Annotated in this window: 17 protein-coding genes; 5 read left to right on the forward strand and 12 right to left on the reverse strand. The window is 69.2% G+C overall.

Annotation, left to right across the window (positions count from 1 at the left end; genetic code table 11):
* Positions 1-21 precede the first annotated feature (21 nt).
* A complete protein-coding gene (locus tag K7957_RS12485; RefSeq protein ID WP_223012344.1) occupies positions 22-2955 on the forward strand; it encodes a TonB-dependent receptor plug domain-containing protein in 2934 nt (977 codons plus the stop codon).
* Positions 2956-3053: 98 nt separating this feature from the next.
* Here K7957_RS12485 and K7957_RS12490 read toward each other — a convergent pair whose 3' ends face one another.
* The 7 genes from K7957_RS12490 to cyoA form a co-directional block, all read right to left on the reverse strand.
* Positions 3054-3584, reverse strand: a complete 531-nt coding sequence (locus K7957_RS12490; RefSeq protein WP_223012345.1) for a response regulator transcription factor — start codon at positions 3582-3584, stop codon at positions 3054-3056.
* Entirely contained in the window at positions 3581-4879 is a 1299-nt protein-coding gene (locus tag K7957_RS12495) for an ATP-binding protein (protein ID WP_246617057.1), read from the reverse strand. Before K7957_RS12495 ends, K7957_RS12490 begins: the two co-directional genes overlap by 4 nt.
* A gap of 147 nt (positions 4880-5026) precedes the next feature.
* The gene (locus tag K7957_RS12500) at positions 5027-5710 is read right to left on the reverse strand and encodes an SURF1 family protein (RefSeq protein ID WP_223012346.1); all 684 of its coding nucleotides are present in this window, start codon (positions 5708-5710) and stop codon (positions 5027-5029) included.
* Entirely contained in the window at positions 5707-6129 is a 423-nt protein-coding gene (gene cyoD, locus K7957_RS12505) for a cytochrome o ubiquinol oxidase subunit IV (protein WP_223012347.1), read from the reverse strand. Before cyoD ends, K7957_RS12500 begins: the two co-directional genes overlap by 4 nt.
* The gene (cyoC, locus tag K7957_RS12510; RefSeq protein ID WP_223012348.1) at positions 6129-6761 is read right to left on the reverse strand and encodes a cytochrome o ubiquinol oxidase subunit III; all 633 of its coding nucleotides are present in this window, start codon (positions 6759-6761) and stop codon (positions 6129-6131) included. The genes cyoD and cyoC overlap by 1 nt, the downstream gene beginning before the upstream one ends.
* Before the next feature lie 5 nt (positions 6762-6766).
* The gene (cyoB, locus tag K7957_RS12515; RefSeq protein ID WP_223012349.1) at positions 6767-8767 is read right to left on the reverse strand and encodes a cytochrome o ubiquinol oxidase subunit I; all 2001 of its coding nucleotides are present in this window, start codon (positions 8765-8767) and stop codon (positions 6767-6769) included.
* A gap of 6 nt (positions 8768-8773) precedes the next feature.
* Entirely contained in the window at positions 8774-9910 is a 1137-nt protein-coding gene (gene cyoA, locus K7957_RS12520) for a ubiquinol oxidase subunit II (protein WP_223012350.1), read from the reverse strand.
* A 113-nt stretch (positions 9911-10023) separates the two neighbouring features.
* On the opposite strand from cyoA, the gene K7957_RS12525 reads away from it, so the two are divergent.
* Positions 10024-11346 carry an MFS transporter gene (locus tag K7957_RS12525; protein WP_223012351.1) on the forward strand — a complete coding sequence of 441 codons (1323 nt, stop codon included), beginning with the start codon at positions 10024-10026 and terminating at the stop codon, positions 11344-11346.
* On the opposite strand, the gene K7957_RS12530 is transcribed toward K7957_RS12525, so the two are convergent.
* From K7957_RS12530 to K7957_RS12550, 5 genes are all read right to left on the reverse strand, one after another.
* Complete coding sequence (locus K7957_RS12530) at positions 11315-11884, reverse strand: uracil-DNA glycosylase family protein (protein ID WP_223012352.1); 570 nt, start codon at positions 11882-11884, stop codon at positions 11315-11317. The two genes, K7957_RS12525 and K7957_RS12530, sit on opposite strands and share 32 nt — an antisense overlap.
* 160 nt (positions 11885-12044) lie before the next feature.
* A complete protein-coding gene (locus K7957_RS12535; RefSeq protein ID WP_223012353.1) occupies positions 12045-13850 on the reverse strand; it encodes a glucan ABC transporter ATP-binding protein/ permease in 1806 nt (601 codons plus the stop codon).
* A gap of 410 nt (positions 13851-14260) precedes the next feature.
* The gene (locus K7957_RS12540) at positions 14261-15601 is read right to left on the reverse strand and encodes an HlyD family type I secretion periplasmic adaptor subunit (RefSeq protein ID WP_223012354.1); all 1341 of its coding nucleotides are present in this window, start codon (positions 15599-15601) and stop codon (positions 14261-14263) included.
* Position 15602: 1 nt separating this feature from the next.
* Positions 15603-17369 (reverse strand): type I secretion system permease/ATPase, encoded by a 1767-nt coding sequence (locus tag K7957_RS12545; protein ID WP_246617058.1) that lies wholly within the window; start codon positions 17367-17369, stop codon positions 15603-15605.
* A 68-nt stretch (positions 17370-17437) separates the two neighbouring features.
* A complete protein-coding gene (locus K7957_RS12550; RefSeq protein ID WP_223012355.1) occupies positions 17438-19723 on the reverse strand; it encodes a TonB-dependent siderophore receptor in 2286 nt (761 codons plus the stop codon).
* A gap of 103 nt (positions 19724-19826) precedes the next feature.
* On the opposite strand from K7957_RS12550, the gene K7957_RS12555 reads away from it, so the two are divergent.
* Genes K7957_RS12555 through K7957_RS12565 form a run of 3 tightly spaced genes read left to right on the forward strand, consistent with a single transcriptional unit; the run spans position 19827 to position 22007 of the window.
* The gene (locus K7957_RS12555) at positions 19827-20123 is read left to right on the forward strand and encodes a hypothetical protein (RefSeq protein ID WP_223012356.1); all 297 of its coding nucleotides are present in this window, start codon (positions 19827-19829) and stop codon (positions 20121-20123) included.
* The gene (locus K7957_RS12560; protein ID WP_223012357.1) at positions 20120-21667 is read left to right on the forward strand and encodes a PepSY-associated TM helix domain-containing protein; all 1548 of its coding nucleotides are present in this window, start codon (positions 20120-20122) and stop codon (positions 21665-21667) included. The genes K7957_RS12555 and K7957_RS12560 overlap by 4 nt, the downstream gene beginning before the upstream one ends.
* The gene (locus K7957_RS12565) at positions 21660-22007 is read left to right on the forward strand and encodes a hypothetical protein (RefSeq protein ID WP_223012358.1); all 348 of its coding nucleotides are present in this window, start codon (positions 21660-21662) and stop codon (positions 22005-22007) included. Before K7957_RS12560 ends, K7957_RS12565 begins: the two co-directional genes overlap by 8 nt.
* Positions 22008-22141: the final 134 nt, after the last annotated feature.

The following is a 22141-nucleotide window of genomic DNA, read 5'->3' on the forward strand; positions in this document are numbered from 1 at the left end:
TCTCACCTATCGCCGCGAGCCATGTTGCTCGCGGGCGCACTCGCCTGTGTCGCTGCCGCGCCGGCCTGGGGGCAGGCCGCGGCACCCGCCGACGCCGCGCCCGATACGTCGGGGACGGGATCGAGCGAGGACATCGTCGTCACCGGATCGCGCATCGCTCGCCCCGACTATGAGGCGCCCAACCCGATCGTCTCGTTCGACAGCCAGCGTATCCAGCAGTCGGGCAACACCAACGTCACCACCTTCCTCCAGCGCGTCCCCGCGCTGACGACCTCGCTCGACAATGCCGACAGCGCAGGGCCGAACCGGCCCGACAACCAGCTGTACGGTGCGGCGGGGCTCAACCTGCTCAGCCTGCGCGGGCTCGGCTCGGCGCGCACGCTGGTGCTGGTCAACGGGCGGCGTCACGTCTCGGGGCAGATCGACACCGCCGCGGTCGATATCAACTCGCTGCCGACCGACCTGATCGAGCGGGTCGACGTGCTCACCGGTGGCGCATCGGCGGTGTATGGTGCGGACGGCGTGTCGGGCGTGGTCAACTTCATCCTCAAGCGCGACTTCGACGGCGTCGCGGGCCGCACCCAGTTCGGCATCTCGGAGCAAGGCGACGCGGGCAACCGCTTCGCCTCCCTGATGGCGGGCAAGAATTTCGCGGACGGGCGCGGCAACGTCACCGCTTACTACGAGTATAACGCCGACGATCCGCTCCAGAACGACGACCGCTCCTTCCTGCGTCGCCAGAACCGGCTCTACACCGTCTCCAACCCCGCTTATGGAGGGCTTGGCTCGGGGACCTACCAGCAGGTGCTGGCGGGCGACCTGCGCTACCCCGGCGGATCGCCAGCGGGCGTGATCGACGTCGGCGGCACGCTCTACAACGGCGACGGCTCGCGCTACGACCCCGGCACCGATGCGGGCGGCGGCTTCGTCAGCGGCGGCAGCGCCACCTCGGTCGCGGGCTACGTCGGCGACCTGCTGCCCAAGACCGAGCGCCACGCGGTCAACCTGCTGACCCACTATGATGTCTCGGACGCTTTCCAGCTCAGCCTGGAGGGCAAGTTCGTTCAATCGACCGCCACCACCTTCGGCGGGTTCACCGGCAATTACACCGGCGACTTCACGCTGGATAACCCCTTCCTGCCGCTCAACCTGCGTGATGTCGCACTCGCCAACGCGCAGCGCGTGATCTCGTCCAACCGCAACAACACCGATTTCCCGCGTTTGGGCGAGAGCGACCGCCGCCGCACCTGGCGCGGCGTGATCGCGGCGACCGGCGCGGTGAGCGACCATGCGCGCTACGACGTCTCCTATACCTACGGCCAGACCGACGTGCGAATCACCAAGCTCAACGATCGTTGGGAGGACCGCTACTACGCCGCGCTCGACGTGGTGACCGATCCCTCGACCGGCCGCCCTACCTGTCGCTCCAACCTCAACCCCGCCGCGGTGCAGGTGCCGACGGTCAGCTTCACGCCGGGGCCGAACAGCGGCTGCCTCCCGATCAACACCTTCGGCGTCAACGTCACCGATCCCGCGGCGCTCGCCTGGGCGACCAACAACAATGTCAGCAGCGCGCGCGTCACCCAGTCGGTCGCGAGCGCGGCGCTGACCGGCGATCTCGGCGCGCTGTTCGCGCTGCCCGGCGGACCGATAAAATTCGCGCTGGGCGGCGAATATCGCCGCGAGACCAGCCGCTTCGATCCCAACAGCTTCCTCACCGGGGAGCAATGGTACCAATATGACGAGGGCAACAAGTTCGACCCGACCTTCGTGATCTCGCCCTCGCGCGGCGCCTTCGACGTGTGGGAGGTGTTCGGCGAGGTCGACGTGCCGCTGCTGCGCGACCAGCCCTTCTTCGAGACGCTATCCGTCGGCGCGGCGGGGCGCTATTCCGACTATTCCACGATCGGCAGCACCAAGGCCTATCAGTTCAACGGCGTCTGGGCGCCCGTGCGCGACATCAGCTTCCGCGGCAGCTACAGCCAGGCGGTGCGCGCGCCGAACATCGGCGAGCTGTTCGCGCCCGTCGGGCCGACCAATAACTTCTTCTCTGACCCCTGTTACGTCGAGAACCGCAACGCGGGCACCTCGACCCGCGCCGCCAATTGCGTGGCGTTGGTGAGCGGGCTTGGTGCCGACCCCGCGAGTTTCACCGCGGCGAACAACCCTGACGCGGCGTCGCTGATCAACGGTTCGCGCAGCGGCAACCCGGGTCTCAAGGAGGAGACCGCGCGTACCTGGACCGCGGGCACGGTGCTACGCCCGCGCTTCTTGCCAGGGCTGACGATCTCGGCCGACTGGTACGACATCCGCCTGAACGACGCGATCAGCATCGCCGACGCCAACACGATCGCCAATCTCTGCGTCGACCAGCCGACGCTCGACAACGTCTATTGCGCCGCAATACGGCGCCGCCAGGGCACGGGCTACATCAACGGCTATACGGTGCAGCCGCAGAACGTGGCGCGCTTCGCCACCGCGGGGCTCGATCTCAACGTCAGCTACGTGCTGCGCACCGCCTCGGCGGGGACGTTCGATATCCGCTTCGTCGGCGGCTATCTCAACAAGCTCGAGCAGATCGCGACGCCGGGCGCGCAGGTCGAGGACCAGGTCGATCAGTTCAACCGCCCCAAGTACAATTTCGTCTTCTCGCCGACCTGGTCGCTGGGCGCGGTTACGCTGAGCTATAACCTGCGCTGGTTCGACGCGACCCGTCGCTTCGCCAAGCTGACCACCGACAATAACCCCGACTATGCGCCCGCCTCGCTGCTGCGCTACAAGGAGCTGTGGCAGCACGACGTGCAGGTGCAGCTCGCGCCGGACGAGGGCGTCGGCTTCTACGTCGGCGTCAACAACCTGGCGAACCAGCGGCCGTCAGTCGACTCGGTCGATCAGCCGATCTCGTCGCTCGGCCGCTACTTCTACGCCGGTGCGAAGGTGCGGTTCGGGGCGTAGGTTTTCGTGTCCGGCGAAGGTCGGGCCCAGTTGGGAGAGGCCTCCGGCCACACGAACGACGTCCCACCTGTGCCCCGGCCTCCGCCGGGGCACAACGATCAAAGATGCCGCTTGCCCAGCTTCCGCGCGAGGGTGCGCCGGTGCATGCCGAGCCGCCGCGCGGCCTCGGAGACGTTGAAGCCGCAGTCCGCCAGCGTCTGGTGGATATGCTCCCACTCCAGCGTGCGCAGCGAGGTGGGATGCGCGACCAGCTCGACCGAGGCGTCGCCCTCGCCCGAGGCCTGGAAGGCGGCCTCGATATCGTCGGAGTTGGCCGGCTTGGACAGGTAGTTGGTCGCCCCCAGCTTCACCGCCTCGACCGCCGTGGCGATGCTGGCGAAGCCGGTGAGCACCACGATCCGCATGGCCGGATCGATCGCGTGGAGCCGCTCGACGCAGGTCAGGCCCGAGGCGCTGCCGAGCCGCAGGTCGACCACCGCGTGATCGGGCTTGAGCTCGGTCGCGGCGGAGTCCAGCTGCTCCGGATCGGTGATCGCGCGCACTTTGTAGCCGCGCCGCTCGAACGAGCGCGCCAGCGTGCGAGCGAACACCGCGTCGTCCTCGATGATCAGCAAGCGGCGCGCGCTCATGCGGTCTCCTCCGGGATCGAGATGGCGGCGAGCGGCAGCGTCAGCGTCACCTCGCTGCCGCCGCGCTCGCGCGCACGCGCGGATACGGTGCCGCCGAGCGTCCGCAGCACGTTGACCGCGAGGAAGAGGCCCAGCCCCGCGCCGCGCCGCGCCTTGGTGCTGAGATAGGGCTTGCCCAGCCCGTCGAGGATCGATTGCGGGAAGCCGGCGCCGTCGTCACGCACCGACAGCACTAGCCGGTCGCCGTCCCACCAGGCACACAAGGCGATCGTCCTGGCACCCGCCTCGACGGCATTGTCGAGCAGGTTGGTGATCGTCTGCGCCAGCGCCTTGTCCGCGACGATTCGAGGGTCGCTCGTCATCAGATGCTCGTAGGCGGCGGTCGGCCCCTTGCTCTCGTTCCACGAGCCGACGATCCCCGACAGGAAGGTGTGCAGCGTGGTGCGCACCGGCGCGTGGCCGCGCACCTCGCCCGAGGCGAGCAGCACCTGGCCGAGGATGTCCTTGCAGCGGGTCACCTCGGCGCGCATGTCGTCGAGGTCGGCGAGCAGGGCCGGCGAGCGCGCGATCGCGGGCTCGCGCCGCCAGTCGCCGAGCATCACCGCGATCGAGCTGAGCGGCGTGCCGAGTTCGTGCGCCGCGCCGCTGGCGAGCAGCCCCATGCGGACGATATGCTCCTCCTCGGCGGCGCGCTGGCGCAGCGCGGCGAGGCGCGCGTCATGCTCGGAGACGTTGCGGACGATGCGCGTGACGAACAGCGCCAGCAGCGTCGCGGTGAGCGTGTAGTTGAACCAGCTCGCCGCGACATAGGGGATCGAGAGCTCGGACGCCCAGAAGTGCGGCAGCGGGAAAGGCGGGGCGGCCCAGGCGAGCCAGGCGAACAGCGTGCTGGTGATCACCACCATCGCCCAGCTCGTCCAGCCGCGCAGCAGCAGTGCGGCGATCACGACCTGGAGCAGGAAGAGCGTGACGAAGGGATTGCTCACCCCGCCGCTGAGGTAGAGCTGGGTGGTGAGGCAGGCGACGTCGACCAGCAACGTCGCGAACAGCGCGGCATTGGTGATCGGTCGTCGCTCGACCACCTGGTTGACTGCGACGTTGAGCGCGACCAGCACCGCCAGCGCGCCCAGCATCGGCAGCAGCGGCAGGTGGACGCCGATCACGAAATGCACGAGCAGGATCGCGGCGAGCTGCCCCGCCACCGCGAGCCAGCGCAGCAGCGCGAGCAGGCGGACGTTGCGTCCGCCCGGTCCGCCGCGCGCGAGCGGCCCGAGCATGTTGGCGAGGTGCGGCATAGGGTTCAGTCTATCGCTTTTCGCGCGAGAGCAGAACGCCCTCGAGCCCACGTCCTTCGTGTTGCTGCGTCTGCAGGAATCCAGGGTCACGGAGGATGACGCTCGTGGCTCTGGACTCCTGCGTCCGCAGGAGTACGGGACCGGCGCTCACGGGTCCCGCGGCGCGCGGGCGATGCGATACGCGAGATAGCCCATCATCGCCGCGAGCGTGAACCAGGTCAGCGCGTAGATCAGGTGCGTGTTGCGGAAGCGGACCACCGTCAGGCCGCCGCGCGGCCAGCCCGCCGCGCCGCTCGCGTCGGCGTCGATGAAATAGGGGGCGACCTCGCCCAAACGCCGCGCGCGCGCGATCGCGGCGGTGTCGCGCGAGTACCAGCGGTCGGCGGCGGGATCGTTGTCGCGCAGGAAGGCGCCCTTGGGCTCGGTCACCCGCAGCAGGCCGGTGACGCTCGCGTTGCCGACGGGCGCCAGAACCGCGGCGCGGTCGCCGAGCGGCACGAAGCCGCGGTTGATCAGGATCGTGCCGCCCGGCGCGTCGAGCGGGGCGAGCACCCAATAGCCACCGCCATAGTCGGTCACTGCCTGGACGAACACCGGCGCGCCGGCGCGCCAGCGGCCGCTCGCGCGGACGCGAAGATAGGCGCTGTCGTCGTCGATCGCGCGCCACGCCGCGCGCGGCGGCGCTGTTACCGGCGCCGCGGCGAGGCGGCGCTCGACCCGGTCGATCAGCGCGAGCTTCCACGCGCGCCGCTCGACCTGCCACACGCCCAGCCCGGCGAGCAGCGCGGTGCCGAGCACCGCCAGCGCCAGGAAGACGTGCCGCCGAGTCACATGCCCGCGCTCGACATCTCCGCCTGCATCGATGGCATCATGTTGAGGTTCATGTGATACATGACCCAGAGCGAGCCCGAGATCACGATGAACACGATGATCGCGGTGAAGATCAGCGCCATCATCGTCCAGCCCGCCTCGGACTTGGTGTTCATGTGCAGGAAGTAGATCATGTGGACCACGATCTGCACCATCGCGAGTGCCATCACGATCCCCGCGGTGAGCCGAGGGTCGGCGATGACGCCGCTCATCACCAGCGCGAAAGCGGGCGCGGTGAGCAGCACCGAGAGCAGGAAACCGATCCAATAGCCCTTGCGCGAGCCATGTGCGGAGCCGCCGTGCGGGGCGTCGTGGCCATGGTCATGCCCGTGGCCGTGCGCGTGATCGGCGGCGTGGCCGTGATGCGTCTCGGCGCTCATCAGCGCAGCACTCCCAGCAGATAGACGAAGGTGAAGACGCCGATCCAGATGACGTCGAGGAAGTGCCAGAACAGCGACAGGCACTGCAGCCGGCGCAGGTTGGCGTCGACCAGCCCGCGGCGCGACACCTGCACCATCAGCGTCCCCAGCCAGACCAGGCCGAAGGTGACGTGCAAGCCGTGCGTCCCCACCAGGGTGAAGAAGGACGACAGGAATGCGGAGCGCTGCGGCCCCGCGCCCTCGTGGATCAGGTTGCTGAACTCGTAGAGCTCGATCGCGAGGAAGGCGGCGCCGAACAGCGCCGTCACCGCGAGCCAGCCGAGCACCGCGCCCTGCTTGCGCTCGTCCGCGCTGATCATCGCGAAGCCGTAGGTGATCGACGACAGCAGCAGCATCGTCGTGTTCACCGCCACCAGCGGCAGCTCGAACAGCTCGCGCGCGGTCGGCCCGCCCGCGTAGCTGCCGCCGTAGACGCCGTATGCGGCAAACAGCATCGCGAAGATGAGGCAGTCGCTCATCAGGTAGAGCCAGAAACCCAGCATCGTGCTGTGCCCGGGCGGGTGCTCGTGCTCGTCCAGGTCGTAGAAGACCGGGTTCTCCGCGCCGGGCGGAGTCTGCGTCAACGTGCTCATGTGTCTCAGATCCCCGCGCTCTGGAGCGCGCGGGTGCGCACGTCCTCGTTCTTCACGACATCCTCGGCGGGGATGTGGAAGTCGCGGTCATAGTTGAAGGTATGGCCGATCGCGACGGCGAGCAGCGCGACGAAGCCAAGCGCGGCGAGCCACCAGATGTACCAGATCATGGCGACGCCGACGACCGTCGACAGCCCGGCCAGGATGATCCCAGCGCCCGTGTTCTTGGGCATGTGGATCGCGCGGAAGCCCTCGGTCGGCCGCTCGGCCTTGCGCTGCTTCATGTCGTGCCACGCGTCGAGGTCGTGGATCACCGGCGAGAAGGCGAAATTGTACGCCGGCGGCGGCGACGAGGTGGCCCATTCCAGCGTGCGGCCGTTCCACGGGTCTCCGGTGGTGTCGCGCAGCTTCTCGCGGTCGCGGATGCTCACGTAGAACTGCATCAGCATGGCGCCGATGCCCGCGGCGATGATCAGCGCGCCCACCGCAGCGATCACGAACCAGATCTGCAAGCTGGGATCGTCGAAGGCGCGCAGCCGGCGGGTGACGCCCATCAGGCCCAGCACGTACAGCGGCGTGAAGGCGACCCAGAAGCCCACCACCCAGCACCAGAAGCTGACCGTGCCCCAGAACTTGTCCAGCTTGAACCCGAAGGCCTTGGGCCACCAGTAGTTCACGCCAGCGAACATGCCGAAGAGCACGCCGCCGATGATCACGTTGTGGAAGTGCGCCACCAGGAACAGCGAGTTGTGGAACTGGAAGTCGGCGGGGGGCACCGCCAGCATCACGCCGGTCATGCCGCCGACGACGAAGGTCAGCATGAAGGCCACCGCCCACATCATCGGCAGCTCGAACCGGATGCGCCCGCGATACATCGTGAACATCCAGTTGAAGATCTTCGCTCCCGTCGGGATCGAGATGATCATTGTCGTGATGCCGAAGAAGCTGTTGACGCTCGCGCCCGATCCCATCGTGAAGAAATGGTGCAGCCACACCAGGTACGACAGGATGCAGATGACGATCAGCGCGTAGACCATCGACGTATAGCCGAACAGCCGCTTGCCCGAGAAGGTGGAGACCACCTCCGAGAAGACGCCGAACGCGGGCAGGATCAGGATGTACACCTCCGGGTGGCCCCAGATCCAGATCATGTTGGTGTACATCATGGGGTTGCCCCCGCCGGTGTTGGTGAAGAAGTTGGTCCCGACGTAGCGGTCGAGGCTCAGCATCGCCAGCACCGCGGTCAGCACCGGGAAGGCCGCGACGATCAGCACGTTGGTGACCAGCGCCGACCAGGTGAAGATCGGCATCTGCATCAGGCCCATGCCGGGCGCGCGCATCTTGATGATGGTGGCCAGCAGGTTGACGCCGGAGAGCAGGGTGCCGACACCCGCGATCTGGAGCGCCCAGACGTAATAATCGACTCCGACATCGGGCGAGTAATCGATCCCCGACAACGGTGCCATCGCCAGCCAGCCGGTCCGCGCGAACTCGCCGACGAACAGGCTCATCATCACGATGACCGCGCCGCTGACCGTCATCCAGAAGCTGAAATTGTTGAGGAACGGGAAGCTGACGTCGCGCGCGCCGATCTGGAGCGGGACGACGAAGTTCATCAGCCCGGTGACGAACGGCATCGCCACGAAGAAGATCATGATCACGCCGTGCGCGGTGAACACCTGGTCATAATGGTGCGCCGGCAGGAAGCCCTCGTTACCACCGAAGGCGATCGCCTGCTGCGCGCGCATCATCAGCGCGTCGGCGAAGCCGCGCAGCAGCATGACCAGCGCCAGCACGATGTACATGATGCCGATCTTCTTGTGATCGACGCTGGTGAACCACTCCTTCCAGAGATAGCCCCACAGGCGGAAATAGGTCAGTGCACCCAGCAGTGCGACGCCGCCGAGCGCGACCATCGCGAAGGTGCCGACCAGGATCGGCTCGTGGATCGGGAAACTCTCGATCGAGAGCCGACCGAAGATCGTCTTGGTGAGATCGTCCGACATAGGTCCTCAAGCCTCCTTCGAGGCACGGGCGCGGAGCGGCGCCGGCAGGTGGAGTTCAGTCATGTTGCGGTTGCTGCCCGCGCCGGGATCGTTCTGCCCGGGCGCCTGACCGCGCGGTGCGCTGAGATGTGGCGACTCGCCCTTCTCGGACGGCTCGCGCGTCAGCGCCCCCTTGGCTTCGCCTTCGCGTGGCGCGCGGTCGTTCACTGCCGGCCCGGCATGCGACATGCCTTCCATGCAATTGGTCCCGGGCTTGACGCAGATCGCGACGACGCGGCGGAACAGCGTGGGGTCGACGCTGCCGAAGCCGAGCGGCGGCACCTTCTCGGTCGGCTGCTCCAGTTTGACATAGGTCGCGGTGTCGAGCCGCCAGCGATTACGCTTCACGCCCGCGGCCCATTGCTCGAACCGCGCCGGCGAGACCGAATGCGTCCAGAAGGTCATGTGCGAGAAGCCGGCGCCGGAATAATTGGCCGAGCGGCCGGCGAACTTGCCGGTCCGGTTGAGCACGCCGTGCAGCACCGTCTCCATGCCGGGCATGGTATAGACCATGCCCGCCATCGCCGGCACCCACAGTGCGTTCATCACGCTCGACGACGTCATCGTGAACTTCACCGGGCGATTGACCGGCACGACCAGCTCGTTGACGGTGGCGATCCCCTGCTCGGGGTAGATGAACAGCCATTTCCAGTCGAGCGATATGACCTGCACCTCGAGCGGGCGATCGGTCGCGGTGACGACCTTCCCGGGCGCGGTGCGCGCGAGCGGGCGATAAGGGTCGAGCGTGTGGGTGGCCACCCAGGTCAGCGCTCCGAGCGCGATGATGATCAGCAGCGGCGCCGACCAGATCACCAGCTCGAGGCCGGTCGAGTGGTCCCAGTCGGGCTCGTAGGTCGCCTCGGTGTTGGTCTCGCGGTAGCGCCAGGCGAACACCACCGTTAGCGCCATCACTGGCAGGATGATCAGCAGCATCAGCACGACCGACCAGATGATCAGGCTCGACTGCTGCACGGCGACGTCACCGGCGGGGTTCATCACCACGGTATCGCAGCCGCCGAGCAGGGCCAGCGCGCCGAGCGCGAGCAGGCGCGCCGAGACGGGGGCCACACGCGGCGCGGGTGAGGGAGAGGGCAGGGAGATCATGGGCGCGCAGCTAAGCTTTGCTGCGGCGCAGCGGAATAGGACATTTTGTCCCATCCCCGCGTTGTGGCACTTAGGCTAGGGAGCCGTGAGATACGTCCGATCGGGAACATGTAATGGCCACCGCACATTCCGCGCCGCTCGAGCGCGGCGCTCGCAACGTCAACACCCGGGGCGACCATCAGGTCCGTCCCGGCGAGATCGCGATCGGTGTGATCATCGGGCGAACGTCGGAATTCTTTGACTTTTTTGTCTACGCCATCGCCTCGGTGCTGGTCTTCCCGACGGTAGTGTTCCCGTATATGGAGCGGATCACGGGGACGCTCTGGTCGTTCGCGCTGTTCCCGCTGGCATTCATCGCGCGGCCGATCGGCACGCAGATCTTCATGTGGGTTGACCGCCGACACGGACGCGGCACCAAGCTGACCATCTCGCTGTTCCTGCTCGGCACCTCGACCGTGCTGGTCGCCTTCCTGCCGGGCTATGCCGAGATCGGCGGCTGGTCGGCGATCCTGCTGGCGCTGTTCCGCGTCGGCCAGGGGATCGCGCTGGGCGGCGCGTGGGACGGTCTGGCCTCACTGCTCGCGCTCAACGCGCCCGAGAAGCAGCGCGGCTGGTGGGCGATGGTGCCCCAGCTCGGCGCGCCGCTAGGCCTGGTGGTGGCGAGCGCCCTCTTCGCCTTCTTCGTCTCGACGCTGCCCGCGGTGGACTTCATCTCCTGGGGCTGGCGTTACCCGTTCTTCGTCGCCTTCGCGCTCAACGTGGTGGCGCTGTTCGCTCGGCTACGCATCGTCGTGACGCCGGAATATACCGAGCTGTTCAAGAGCCGCGAGCTCACTCCCTCGCCGGTCGGCGCGACGGTGAAGGCGCAGTGGCGCAACATCGTCATCGGCGCGTTCGCGCCGCTCGCCAGCTTCGCCTTGTTCCACATGGTGACGGTGTTCCCGCTCTCCTGGGTCAACCTCTTCACGCGCGAGGACATCGCCAGCTTCCTGCTGATCGAGACGATCGGCGGCGTGGTCGGGCTTGGCGCGATCGTGCTGTCGGGGCTGCTCGCCGACCGGATCGGTCGACGCAGCGTGCTCGGCTACACCGCGGCGGGGATCGCCGCGTACAGCGGGTTCGCGCCGCAGCTGCTCAACGGCGGGCGCGCCGGCGAGGTCTTGTTCATGGTGATGGGCTTCCTGCTGCTCGGCCTGTCGTTCGGCCAGTCGTCGGGTGCGGTGACGAGCAACTTCCCCAAGCGCGCGCGCTACACCGGCGCGGCGCTCACCTCGGACCTCGCCTGGCTGTTCGGCGCGGGCTTCGCGCCGCTCGCCGCGCTCGCGCTGACCCAGGCGTTCGGTCTCGTGGCGGCAGGAGCGTATCTGCTCTCGGGCGCGCTCGGCACGCTCGCGGCGCTGGGGCTCAACGTCGAGCTGGCGCGTCGGCTCGACTGAGCCGCGCCGCCGCCTCGGCGAGCGTCGCGGCGATCGCCCGCGGCACCGCCGGGCTGGTGCAGACATAGGTGGGAGAGGGGTGCGGCATCGTCAGCACCTCGACCTGAGGCCGCTCGCGCTCGACCAGCGCGGCGGCCTCCCGCGCGACTCGGCCGGCGAGCACGACGACCGCGAGCCGCGGGAGCAGGTGAAGGAGTGGCGGGACGAGCGTGAGCCCCTCGGCGATCTCGCCGCGGCGGAGCGGGCGGTTGCGTTCACCGGGGGCGTGGACGTTCCACGGCACCGCGTTCCACAACAAAGTGTCGCGTCGCGCGATCCCGGCTTCGGCGAGGAAGCGCTTGAGGTTGCGCGACGTGCCCGTGGCGTGATCGCGCGAGACGATCGCGGGGCCGTGCGCGCCAGGGGTCTCAAGTAGCAGCAGGAGGCGCGCCGCGGCGCCGCCGTCGTTCGGGTCGAAGCCGGGGACGTCGCGGCCCGTCGCCGCGAGCTGCGAGCGCCAGTGCTCGAGGGCCGTGTGCGCGTCGGCGTTAGGGGGCATCACTTTATTTTATCACGCGCCGAGATGAGCGTCTGCCGGTGTAGCGATCCGGCAGACGCAAGATCGAGTTCGAGCCATCTGACGTAGCGGCGTCCGCAACGTAGATCCTCCCCGCTCGCGGGGAGGAATGCTTGCCACTCGCCCTGACGCGCCGTCGCGCTCACGCCGCAGCGCGTTCGCCCGCGTCGTCGTTCGCCGCCGGGACGGTGAGCCCGCCGTCCGCTGCGAGCTGCGCGAAGGCGCCGCCGCGCGTGAGCAGCTCGTCGAAGCCGCCCTGCTCGACGATCCGGCCCTGGTCGAGCACCACGATCCGGTCGGCAGCGCGCACGGTCGAGAGGCGGTGCGCGATCACGAAGGTGGTGCGGCCCTGGCGCAGCCGCTCCAGGCTCTCCTGCAACCGCGCCTCGGTGGCGACGTCGAGCGCGCTGGTCGCCTCGTCGAGCAGCAGGATCGGCGCGTTCTTCAGCAGCGCGCGCGCGATCGCGATGCGCTGGCGCTCGCCGCCCGACAGGCCGGCGCCGCGGTCACCGACCGGGGTGGCGAAGCCCTGCGGCTTGCGCATGATGAAGTCGTACGCGCCGGCGATCCGCGCCGCGTCCTCGATCTGTTCCATCGTCGCGTCCGGGTTGCCCATCGCGATATTCTCCGCGATCGAGCGGTTGAACAGCCCGGCCTCCTGGAACACCACCCCGGTCGCGGCGCGCAGCGATGCGAGCGTCACGCCGCGGATGTCCTGCCCGTCAACCAGGATGCGGCCGCTCTCCGGATCATAGGTGCGCTGGAACAGGCTGAGCGCGGTCGACTTGCCCGAGCCGGTCGGGCCGACGATCGCGACCGTTTGGCCGGGCTCGACCTCGAAGCTGAGATCGCGCACCGCGCCCGAGCCGGTGGGATAGCGAAACGAGACATTCTCGAAGGTGACGCGGCCGTGTCGCACGGCGAGCGGCTGTGCATTGTCCGCCTCACCGATATGGCTCTGCTGGTCGAGCACGTCGAAGAACTGGACCAGCGCGGGGAGGCGCTGCGCCTTGTCGACGATGAAGCTGGTGATCGTCTCGAGCCGCGCGATCAGCAGCGTGGCGAACCCGACGAAGGAGACGACGTCACCGATCGTCGCCAACCCGCGCGACACCAGCGCCGCACCGAAGCCGAAGATCGAGACGATCGCGATCGACGAGGCGCCGCGCGTCAGCACCGCCGAGACCGCCCACCAGTTGAGCACCGGATATTGGGCGTGGAGCAGGTCGTGGAGCGAGCGACGCACGTTGCCGAGCTCGCCCGGCACGGCGAGGAAGCTCTGCAGCACCGTGACGTTGCCGAACAGGTCGCCGAGGTTGCCCGAGATGTCGGTGAACCGGTCTTCCACCTGCGCCTGGCCTGTCGAGGTATGGCGCATCACCACGACGTTGACCGCCGAGTAGACGACCATCAGCGCGACCAGCACCAGGGCCAGTCGCCAGTTGGTGGCGAGTGCGATCGGTAGCAGCACCAAGACGATCGCGAGGTTGGTGATCTGGTCGCGCAGCAGCGGCAGCCACAGGTTGAACAAAGCGTCGCAGCCCGAGATCATGATGCGCATGAGCCGGCCCGAGCGCGCCTGGGTGTGGAACGACGGTGGCAGCGCGAGCAGATGCTCGACGTAGGACGACATGGCGGTGAGGCGGCGGCGGTGCGCCATGCGATCGGCGAGCAGCGAGATGACGACGCTGGCGAGGAACACCGCGACGCTGATCCCGCACCACATCGCGACATAGCGCATCGGCCCCGCACCCGAGGTGAGCCCGTTGACCGCCTTGCCGAACAGCAGCGGCTCGCTGACCTGGAGCAGCGCCACGAGCAGGCCGGCGCCGATCAGCGAGCCGGCCTTGATCTTCTCGGGTCGCAGCAGCGCGAGGGCGCGGACGAAATACAGGTGCGAGCGCTTGGGCTCGACGTGCGGAAGGGGGGCGGACATGGGCAGGGCCATGATCGGTCTCGTCGCTGGAGCTGGAAAGGTGTTCCGCCGTCGCCGCTTGCTGATCGTTCGGAACGAGGTCCCTCTACGCCCGCGATGGTTAATGCTTGATGATGGAGCGCCAGAATGAGGCCTATCATCGATGAGGCGATCGGATCGCGTGGAACTCTGTCGCCGCAGCGGATCTCATTTACCTCGTCATCCCCGCAGAGGCGGGGATCCAGACGCGCGAACGTCCGTGAGCAGAGGGCGCCGTTTGTCATGGACGACTCGGACGCGGGGCGATCCCGACCAGCCTACAGCGACGCCCGGCTTGCCCTCAAAGGTGGGATAGCGCGTCTGGATTCCCGCCTTCGCGGGAATGACGGAAAAAGGGCGGGCACGGGTGCGTGACAGGAGCGCGCCGGCCCCTTCGCACGACCTCAATGCTCGCGGAACGAGGCCCAGAAGCCACCCACTAGCGGCTCCACCGCATAGTCGAGCGCGGTGCGCTTGCGCAGCGGGATCAGCACCTGCGCGGGCATGCCGGCGCGCAGCTGGAAGTCCTTACCGCGGAAGCTGGACAGCAGCCGCAGCTGCGACGGCGGCACCACCACCTCGCCAGTGAAATAGCTGCGTCCGGTCTTCTCGTCGGTGAAGCTGTCCGCCGACAGGCGCGTCAGCTCGCCGGTCAGCTCGGGCAGGTCGCGCTCGTGCAGGCTGGGGAACTTGACCAGCGTCTTCTGGCCGACGTTGAGGTCGTCGGCGTCGTCGGGCGAGATGCGCGCCTGGATGCGCAGCGGGGTGCGCTCGGGCACCACGTCCATCAGCTTCTGCCCCGGCGCGATCACGCCGCCGGGCGTGAACACCGTGAGCCCCACCACCGCGCCGGTCGCGGGCGAGCGGATCTCGGTGCGCGCGAGCTGGTCGCGCGCCGCGCCTAGCTTGGGCAGCACGTCGCCGAGCTTGGTCTCGACGTCGCGCAGGTCCGCCGCAGTGCGCTCGCTGAAGGTGCGCTCGGCCTCGAGTCGCTCGATCTGGCTCTCGCGCGCGGCCTCGCGCGTCTGCGCCACGCTGGCGGCATATTGGCCGCGCTGGCCCCGCAGCTCGGCGCGCATCCGCTCCAGCTCGCGCAGGCGGGTCTGCGAGACGAACCCCTTGGCGGCGACGGGGCGCAGCGCGTCGAGCTGCGAGTCGAGCAGCTTCAACTGCTCCTGCGCCGAGGTGACCTGCTCGCCGTAGCCGCGACCCTGCTCACGCGACTGAGCGCCGCGCTGGCCGAGCGCGTCGCGCTGCGCCGACAGGGTGGCGGTACGCGCGCGCAGCTCGGTCTGCTGGAGCCGCATCGCCAGCGCGATCTCGGGCTTGTCCTCCTCGGGCATGGCGGCGAACTCGACCGGCACCGCGATCTGACCCTGACCGAGTTGCTCGGCCTGGAGCCGCGCGCGCTGTGCCAGCAGCCGGATCGCCTGCGACGCGAGCGCGCGCTCGGTGGCGCGCACCTCGGGCGAGGCGAGTCGGATCAGCAGCTGGCCGCGCCGGACGCGCTCGCCCTCGCGGACGAGGATGGTCTGCACGACGCCGCCGTCGCGGTGCTGCACCGTCTGGCGCTGGCCCGAGACCTGGAGCACGCCCTCGGCATAGGCCGCGGCGTCGAGCCGCGCGAACGCGGCCCAGCCGAGGAACAGCACGAAGAACAGTACCGCGATCACGACGCCGGTGCGGATGTCGCGGCGCGGGTCGGCGGGCAGGTGGACGGTGTCGGTGATCGGCAGGCTGGCCATGTCAGGCGCTCGCGGCGGGAGTGGGGAGGTCGGCGGCGGGGGCGGGAGCGGCCCCGCCGGCGGGAACGGTGCGCAGCTTTGGCGGCGCGATGCGCTGGAGCACCTCGTCGCGCGGGCCGAAGAGCTCGACCCGGCCGCCGCGCATCAGCAGCAGTTTGTCCACCACGGGCAGGATGCCGAGCTTATGGCTGACCACCAGGATGGTGTGGCCGGCGCGCTTATAGTGATCGATCGCGGCGAGCAGCGCGGCGTCGCCCTCCGAGTCGAGGTGGGCGTTGGGCTCGTCGAGCACCAGCAGCGCCGGGTCGCCGTACATGGCGCGCGCCAGCGCGACTCGCTGCGCCTGGCCGGCGGAGAGGCCGCGCCCGCCGGGCTTGAGCAGATGGTCGAAGCCGTTCGGGAGCCGTTGCACCAGCTCGCGCGCGCGGGCGCGCTCGGTCGCGGCGATCGCGGCGGCGTCCAGCGCTGCGCTCTCCTCGCCCAGCTCGCCGCGGAAACGCGCGATGTTCTCCTTGATCGTGCCCGCGAACAGCGTCGGCTCCTGCGGCAGGTAGCCGACGTGCGCGGCGAGCCGCTCCGGATCCCAGTCGCCGAGATCGGCGCCGTCGATCCGCACGCGCCCGCGGTCAGGGCGGACCGCGCCAGCGATGATCCGCGCCAGCGTCGACTTGCCCGCGCCGCTCGGGCCGATCATCGCCACCACCTCGCCCGGCGCGATCTGGAGCGTGACGTCGGAGACGATCGTGCCGTCGCGCGTGTCGTTGAGCAGCGTCACGCCCTCCAGCGCGATCGCGCCCCGCGGGGCGGGCAGCAGGGTCGCGGGCGCGGCGTGCTGCGTCTCGATCAGCAGCTTGTCGAGTCGGCGATAGCTGCCGAACGCCTGCGCGATGCCCTTCCAGCCGCCGATCAGCTGCTCGATCGGCGCGAGCGCGCGCGCGATCAGGAAGGAGGAGGCGAAGATCGCCCCCGCCGAGATCTGATTATCGATCGCCAGCAGCGCGCCCAGTCCAAGCGCCAGACTCTGCAGGGCGAGACGGACGAATTTGGTCGCCGTAAGATAGTTGCCGCCGGTGAAGCCCGCCGCGGTCTGCTGCGCCAGCATCGCCTCGCGCAGCCGCAGCTGGCGCGCCACCATCGCACGGCGCATGCCGAGCGCGCGCACCGCCTCAGCGCCGCCGAGCATCGCCTCCTGGCTGGCATAGCTGTTGGCGGCAGAGATTTGCGCGCGCTCCAGTGCCGTCCTGGTGGCGCGCTCGTTGCGCCACGCCAGGATCGGCAGGATCGTACCGCCCGCCAGCGCCACCGCGCCGATCGCGGGATGCACCAGGAAGCATACGAAGATGTAGATCGGCGTCCAGGGCGCGTCGAACAGCGCGAGCACGCCCGCGCCGCTCAGCGTCTGGCGCAGCGTGTCGAATTCGCGCAGCGCCTGGCGGGCGATCGGCAGGTCGGGCCGGCCGAGCGTCGAGTCGAGCAGCGCCGGCGCCAGCGCGGCGTCGAGCTGCACGCCGGCGCGCACGAGCAGTCGCGTGCGGACGCGGTCGAGCAGCGACAGCGTCACCAGCGCGAACAGCAGCACCAGCGTCAGGAACAATAGCGTGAGCTGGCCCTGAGTCGGCACCACCCGGTCGTAGACCTGGAGCATGTACAGGGTCGGTGCGATGTAGAGTATGTTGACGAGAGCGCTGAATCCGAAGGCCGCCGCGATATGGCGGCGGCACAGCGCCACGGCACGGCGCATCGGACTGTCGGCGGCAGGATCGATCATTCGTCGCGCTCCACGGGATGAGCGCACCATCGCCGATTTTGGTTAACGACGCTATAACTCCGGCGCCCTCACCACGCGTAGCGCACTGTGCCCACCACCGTCCGTGATGCGCCATAGTAACAGCTGTTGTTGAAGAAGCAGCTGGCGATATGGCGCGTGTCAAACAGGTTGCTGGCGTTGACGCTGAGGCTCAGCCCGTCCCAGCGGCGATCGATCGCGCCGAGGTCATAGCCGAGCAGCGCGTCCGCCAGCACATAGCCCGGCGAGTCGAAGCGCTCGACGACCGTGGCATTGTTCCGGACATAGCTCGCGGTGCCGTCCGACTCCCCGACGTATCGTACGCCGCCGCCGATCGTCAGCCCGCCGAGCGCGCCGGCGACCGAGTCGCCCAGATCCCAGGAGAGGAAGCTCGACGCGCTCCACCGCGGCACCCCGAGCGGGCGCGTGCCGGTGACGCCGGCGAGCTGGCCGCCGCTGCCGACCGCGACGGTGCCGCTGGTGACGAGCGGGTCGGTGTAGCTCCCCGCCACGACGACGGTGACGCCGGGCGCCACCTCGCCGCGACCGTCGAGCTCGATGCCGCGCACCTTGACCTCGCCGACCTGGATCTGGAAGTTCGGGCGCGACGGGTCGGCGACGGGCACGTTCTGCCGGCGCAGGTCGAAGGCGGAGAGCGTGAACAGCGCCTCGGTGCCGCGCGGCTGGAACTTGAGCCCGGCCTCATATTGGCGCCCGGTGACCGGCACGAAGGCCGTTCCCTCGAAGGTGGCGCCGGTCTGCGGCTCGAAGCTCTCGGCATAGCTGGCGAACGGCGCCACGCCCCACCTGGTCTCGTACAACGCGCCGAGGCGCGCGGTGAAGGCTGTCTGCGACGAGCGCGTCACCGCGCCGCTGGTGCGGTTGCGCGTGAGCTGGTCGTACCAGTCCCATCGCCCGCTCGCGATCAGGTTGAGCCCGCCGAGCGTCATCTGGTCCTGCAGATAGGCGCCGGTCTGATCGATGCGGCGGAAGTTGCGCGTCTGCGTCAGCGCGAATCTGGGCAGGGTGCCGCCGTAGCGCGGCGCGAACAGGTCGAAGTCGCTGATGCTCGTGGTGGGATCGCTGGTCTCGCCGGTGAGGAAGCCCTGGTCGTTGCGCCCTTCGTTGTGCGCATAGTCGAGCCCGGCGAGCACGACATGACGCACCGGCCCGGTGGCGAGCTCGGCGGCGAGCCGATTGTCGAGCGTGATCGTGCGGAAGCGCTCGTCCGATCCGCCGCCGCCGCGCACGATCGTCGCGAAATCGGTGCCGCGCGCCGCGCCGGCACCGATGGTGCGGAACGCCGAGAGGTAGATCTGGCGATAGTGGAGGTCGACGTCATAATAGCGCGCGTTGGTCGTCCAGGTCAGCGCGTCCGACAGGCGGTGGCGGAACAGCAGCGTCGCCGACTTCTGCTTGCGGTCGAACGCCTCATAGCCCGGCTCGGAGACGTTGAGGTCGACCGGCAGCGTGCCGAGGGGATTGGGCAGCGCCGAGCCATAGGCCGGCACGCCGCTGTAGGACGCGGCATCGGGGTCGCGCTGGTAGCTCAGGATCAGCGTCACGCTGGTCCGATCGTCGGGCGTGAAGGTCAGCATCGGGCGCGCGTAATAGCGGCGGTTGCGGGTGTAGCGCAGGAAGCCGTCGCTGCGCTCGCCGCCGGCGATCACGCGGAACTGCCAGCGACCGTCGCGGTCGAGCGGCTGGTTGAGGTCGATCGCCGTGCGCAGCAGGTCGAAATTGCCGCCGGCCAGCTCGATCCGCCCGCCCGCCTCGGCATAGGGGAGCTTGCTCGTCAGGTTGATGAGCCCGCCTGGCGTGCCGCTGCCGTAGAGGACCGAGGCCGGGCCCTTGATGACGTCGACCGACTCGGCCAGGTGGAAGTCGGTCTGCGGGCTCGAATACACGCCGCCCTGCTGGCGCATGCCGTCCATGAAGACAGCGGGCGTGAAGCCGCGCAGGAAGAGCTGGTCATAGCGCGTCGCCACGTTGCCGCGCTGGTTGGGTGCGACGCCCGCGACATAGCCGAGCGCCTGGTTGATCGACAGCGCGTTGCGGCGCGTGAGCTCGTCGTCGTCGATCACGGTGACGGTCTGCGGCAGCGCGATCAGCGGCGTGTCTGTCTTGGCGCCGGTGCGCCCGTCGCGCCGCGCGCGCTCGCCGGTGACGAGGATGTCGTCGCGCTCGCTTGAGTCGTCCGCGGAAGCGTCGGCGCGCGCGAGCGGCTCGACGACCGCGAGATCGGCGAAGGGCCGCGCCAGCGCGGGTGCGGCGGTCAGCGCGATACCGCCGGCGAGCGTCGACGCGAGTAGCCGAACGGTGCGCTTGTTGTTCATGATGACCCCTAATTTCGCTATTGCTAGTGACTCGCAAAGACCGCTATAAGCCATCGGGCGACAGGGCAAGGGGAAAGGTCGAATGCTGATGCAGCGAGGGGAGATGCCGCGACGCCGGGTGCTGATCCGCCCCGCCGCGCTCGCCATGCTCGCGCGCTGCATCACCGCGCTGCTGGGCGGCTATGCCGCCACCGCGGCACTGGTGAGTCTCGTGTCGCGGCTGCTGCCGCTGTCGCGGGCGGAGGCGACGGCCTGGGGCATGATCACCAGCTTCCTGGTCTATTCGGTGATCGGCCTGTGGTGCTTCCACGAGCCCAAGCTGGTGCGCGTCGCGGCGCTGGTGTGGGGCGTCGCGCTAGTCGGTGGCGGGACGATCTGGCTGATCGGCGCGCGCGCGTGACTCGCTCGCTGCGGCAGTCGATGGCGTGGATACACGGCTGGCTCGGCCTGCTCGCGGGCTGGATCCTGTTCGCCATGTTCCTCACTGGCACCGCGAGCTATTTTCGCCCCGAGATCACGCAGTGGATGCAGCCCGAGCAGCCCGCCAACCGCCTGAGCGGGTCGGCGGCGGCACAATCGGCGGTGCGCTACCTCTCGCGTGTCGGGGTCGGCGACGAGCAATGGTACATCTATCTGCCCGACGACCGCACCGCGACCACGCGCGTCTTCGCGATTCCCGGCGCCGAGGCAAAGCCCGCCAAGCGTCGGCGCCCACCAGAGCTGGAGCTCGACCCGCGCAGCGGCGAGCCGATCCACGCGCGCGAGACCCGCGGCGGCGAGCATTTCTACCGCTTCCACTTCCAGCTTCAGCTGCCGCATCCCTGGGGGCGCTGGCTCGCTGGGCTGTGCGCGATGTTCATGCTCGGCGCGATCGTCTCGGGCGTGGTGACGCACAAGCGCATCTTCGCCGACTTCTTCACGCTGCGCTGGAACAAGGGGCAGCGCAGCTGGCTCGACGCCCATAATGTCTCGGCGGTGCTCGCGCTGCCCTACCACGCGATGATCACCTACACCGGGTTGATGACGCTGGTGCTGATGTACATGCCCTGGCCGATCACCGCCAATTACCAGCAGCCCGAGGACTTTAGCAAAGAAGCTTATGGCTATGTCTTCGACGACAAGGCGAGCGGCCGCGCCGCGCCGTTGGTCGCCGTGGCACCGCTGATCACTGACGCCGAGCGCCGGCTCGGCCAGCGCGCGCAGCGGGTCGTGGTCCGCTTCCCCGGCGACGCCGCGGCGACCGTGGCGGTCGCGTCGGGCGGGGCGAGCGGTCTCAACGCGCGCGGCGGCACCGTGACCTATGCGGGCGCGACCGGTCGCGTGACCGCGGCGGACGTCGGCGCCGGGCCGGCGCTGTCCACCGCCGGGGTCATGCTGGGGCTGCACACCGCGCAGTTCGCCGCGCCGGCGCTGCGCTGGCTGTTGTTCGCGCTCGGGCTCACGGGAGCGGCGATGGTCGGCACCGGCCTGCTGCTCTGGACCGCGGCGCGACGCCGGCCGAACGCCGCGCCGTTCCTGGGGCTACAGCTGGTCGAGCGGCTCAACATCGCCGCGATCGCCGCGCTGCCGATCGGCATGGCGAGCTATCTGCTGGCCAACCGGTTGATCCCCGCCACGGCGGCGGGCCGCGCCGACACCGAGGTTGCAACGATGTTCTACGCCTGGGGCGGTGCCGCGCTGCTTCAGCTGGCGCGCCCGGCCAGACGCGCCTGGTGCGAGCTGTTCGCGCTGGGGGCGCTGCTGTTCGGCGCGATCCCGTTCGTCAACGCGGCGACGACCGACCGCGGCTTCGTCGCCTCGATGCGCGCCGGCGACGGTCTGTTCGTCGGCTTCGACGTGGCGATGCTGGCGATCGCGGCGCTGCTCGCCGCGGCGGCGTGGAGCGCCGGGCGCGAGCGGAAGGTGAAGACACGCAGGAAGGTGGGGGAATTGGCGCATGTGTGAGGGTTTCATGCTGTGCGCGCTGGCGTTCGTGCTGCTGGCCGCCGCGTCACACCGCTTCCACCGCGAAGCGGGTGCGACGTTGCACGCGCAGCGGCGCTGGCTGCGCGGCCTGGGCACGGCGCTGATCGTGGTGGCGCTGCTGCGCGCGGGCACCGCGATCGACGGCGAGCGCTGGGTCCGGCTGCTGGTGTGCGCCTCGCTCGCCGCGGTGACGGTGGTGCTGACGCTGTCGGTGCGCGCGCCGGCGGTGCTGTATCCGCTGCGCCGGCTGCTGACGCGCCGCGCGGAGACGGCGGCGCGCACGCGCGAGGTGGAGGTGCTTGCGGGGGTGCGGGGATGAGCGGGCGCTGACAATTGCCCCTGGCACTGGCGTCATCCTGAACTTGTTTCAGGATGGACTGGCCCGCAGGCACTGCCGCCGCGGCGTACGCGGCACGGTGGATCCTGAAACAAGTTCAGGATGACGCAGGGGAA

It is taken from the genome of Sphingomonas yunnanensis (assembly GCF_019898765.1).
In the GTDB taxonomy this organism is placed as follows: Bacteria; Pseudomonadota; Alphaproteobacteria; order Sphingomonadales; family Sphingomonadaceae; genus Sphingomonas; species Sphingomonas yunnanensis.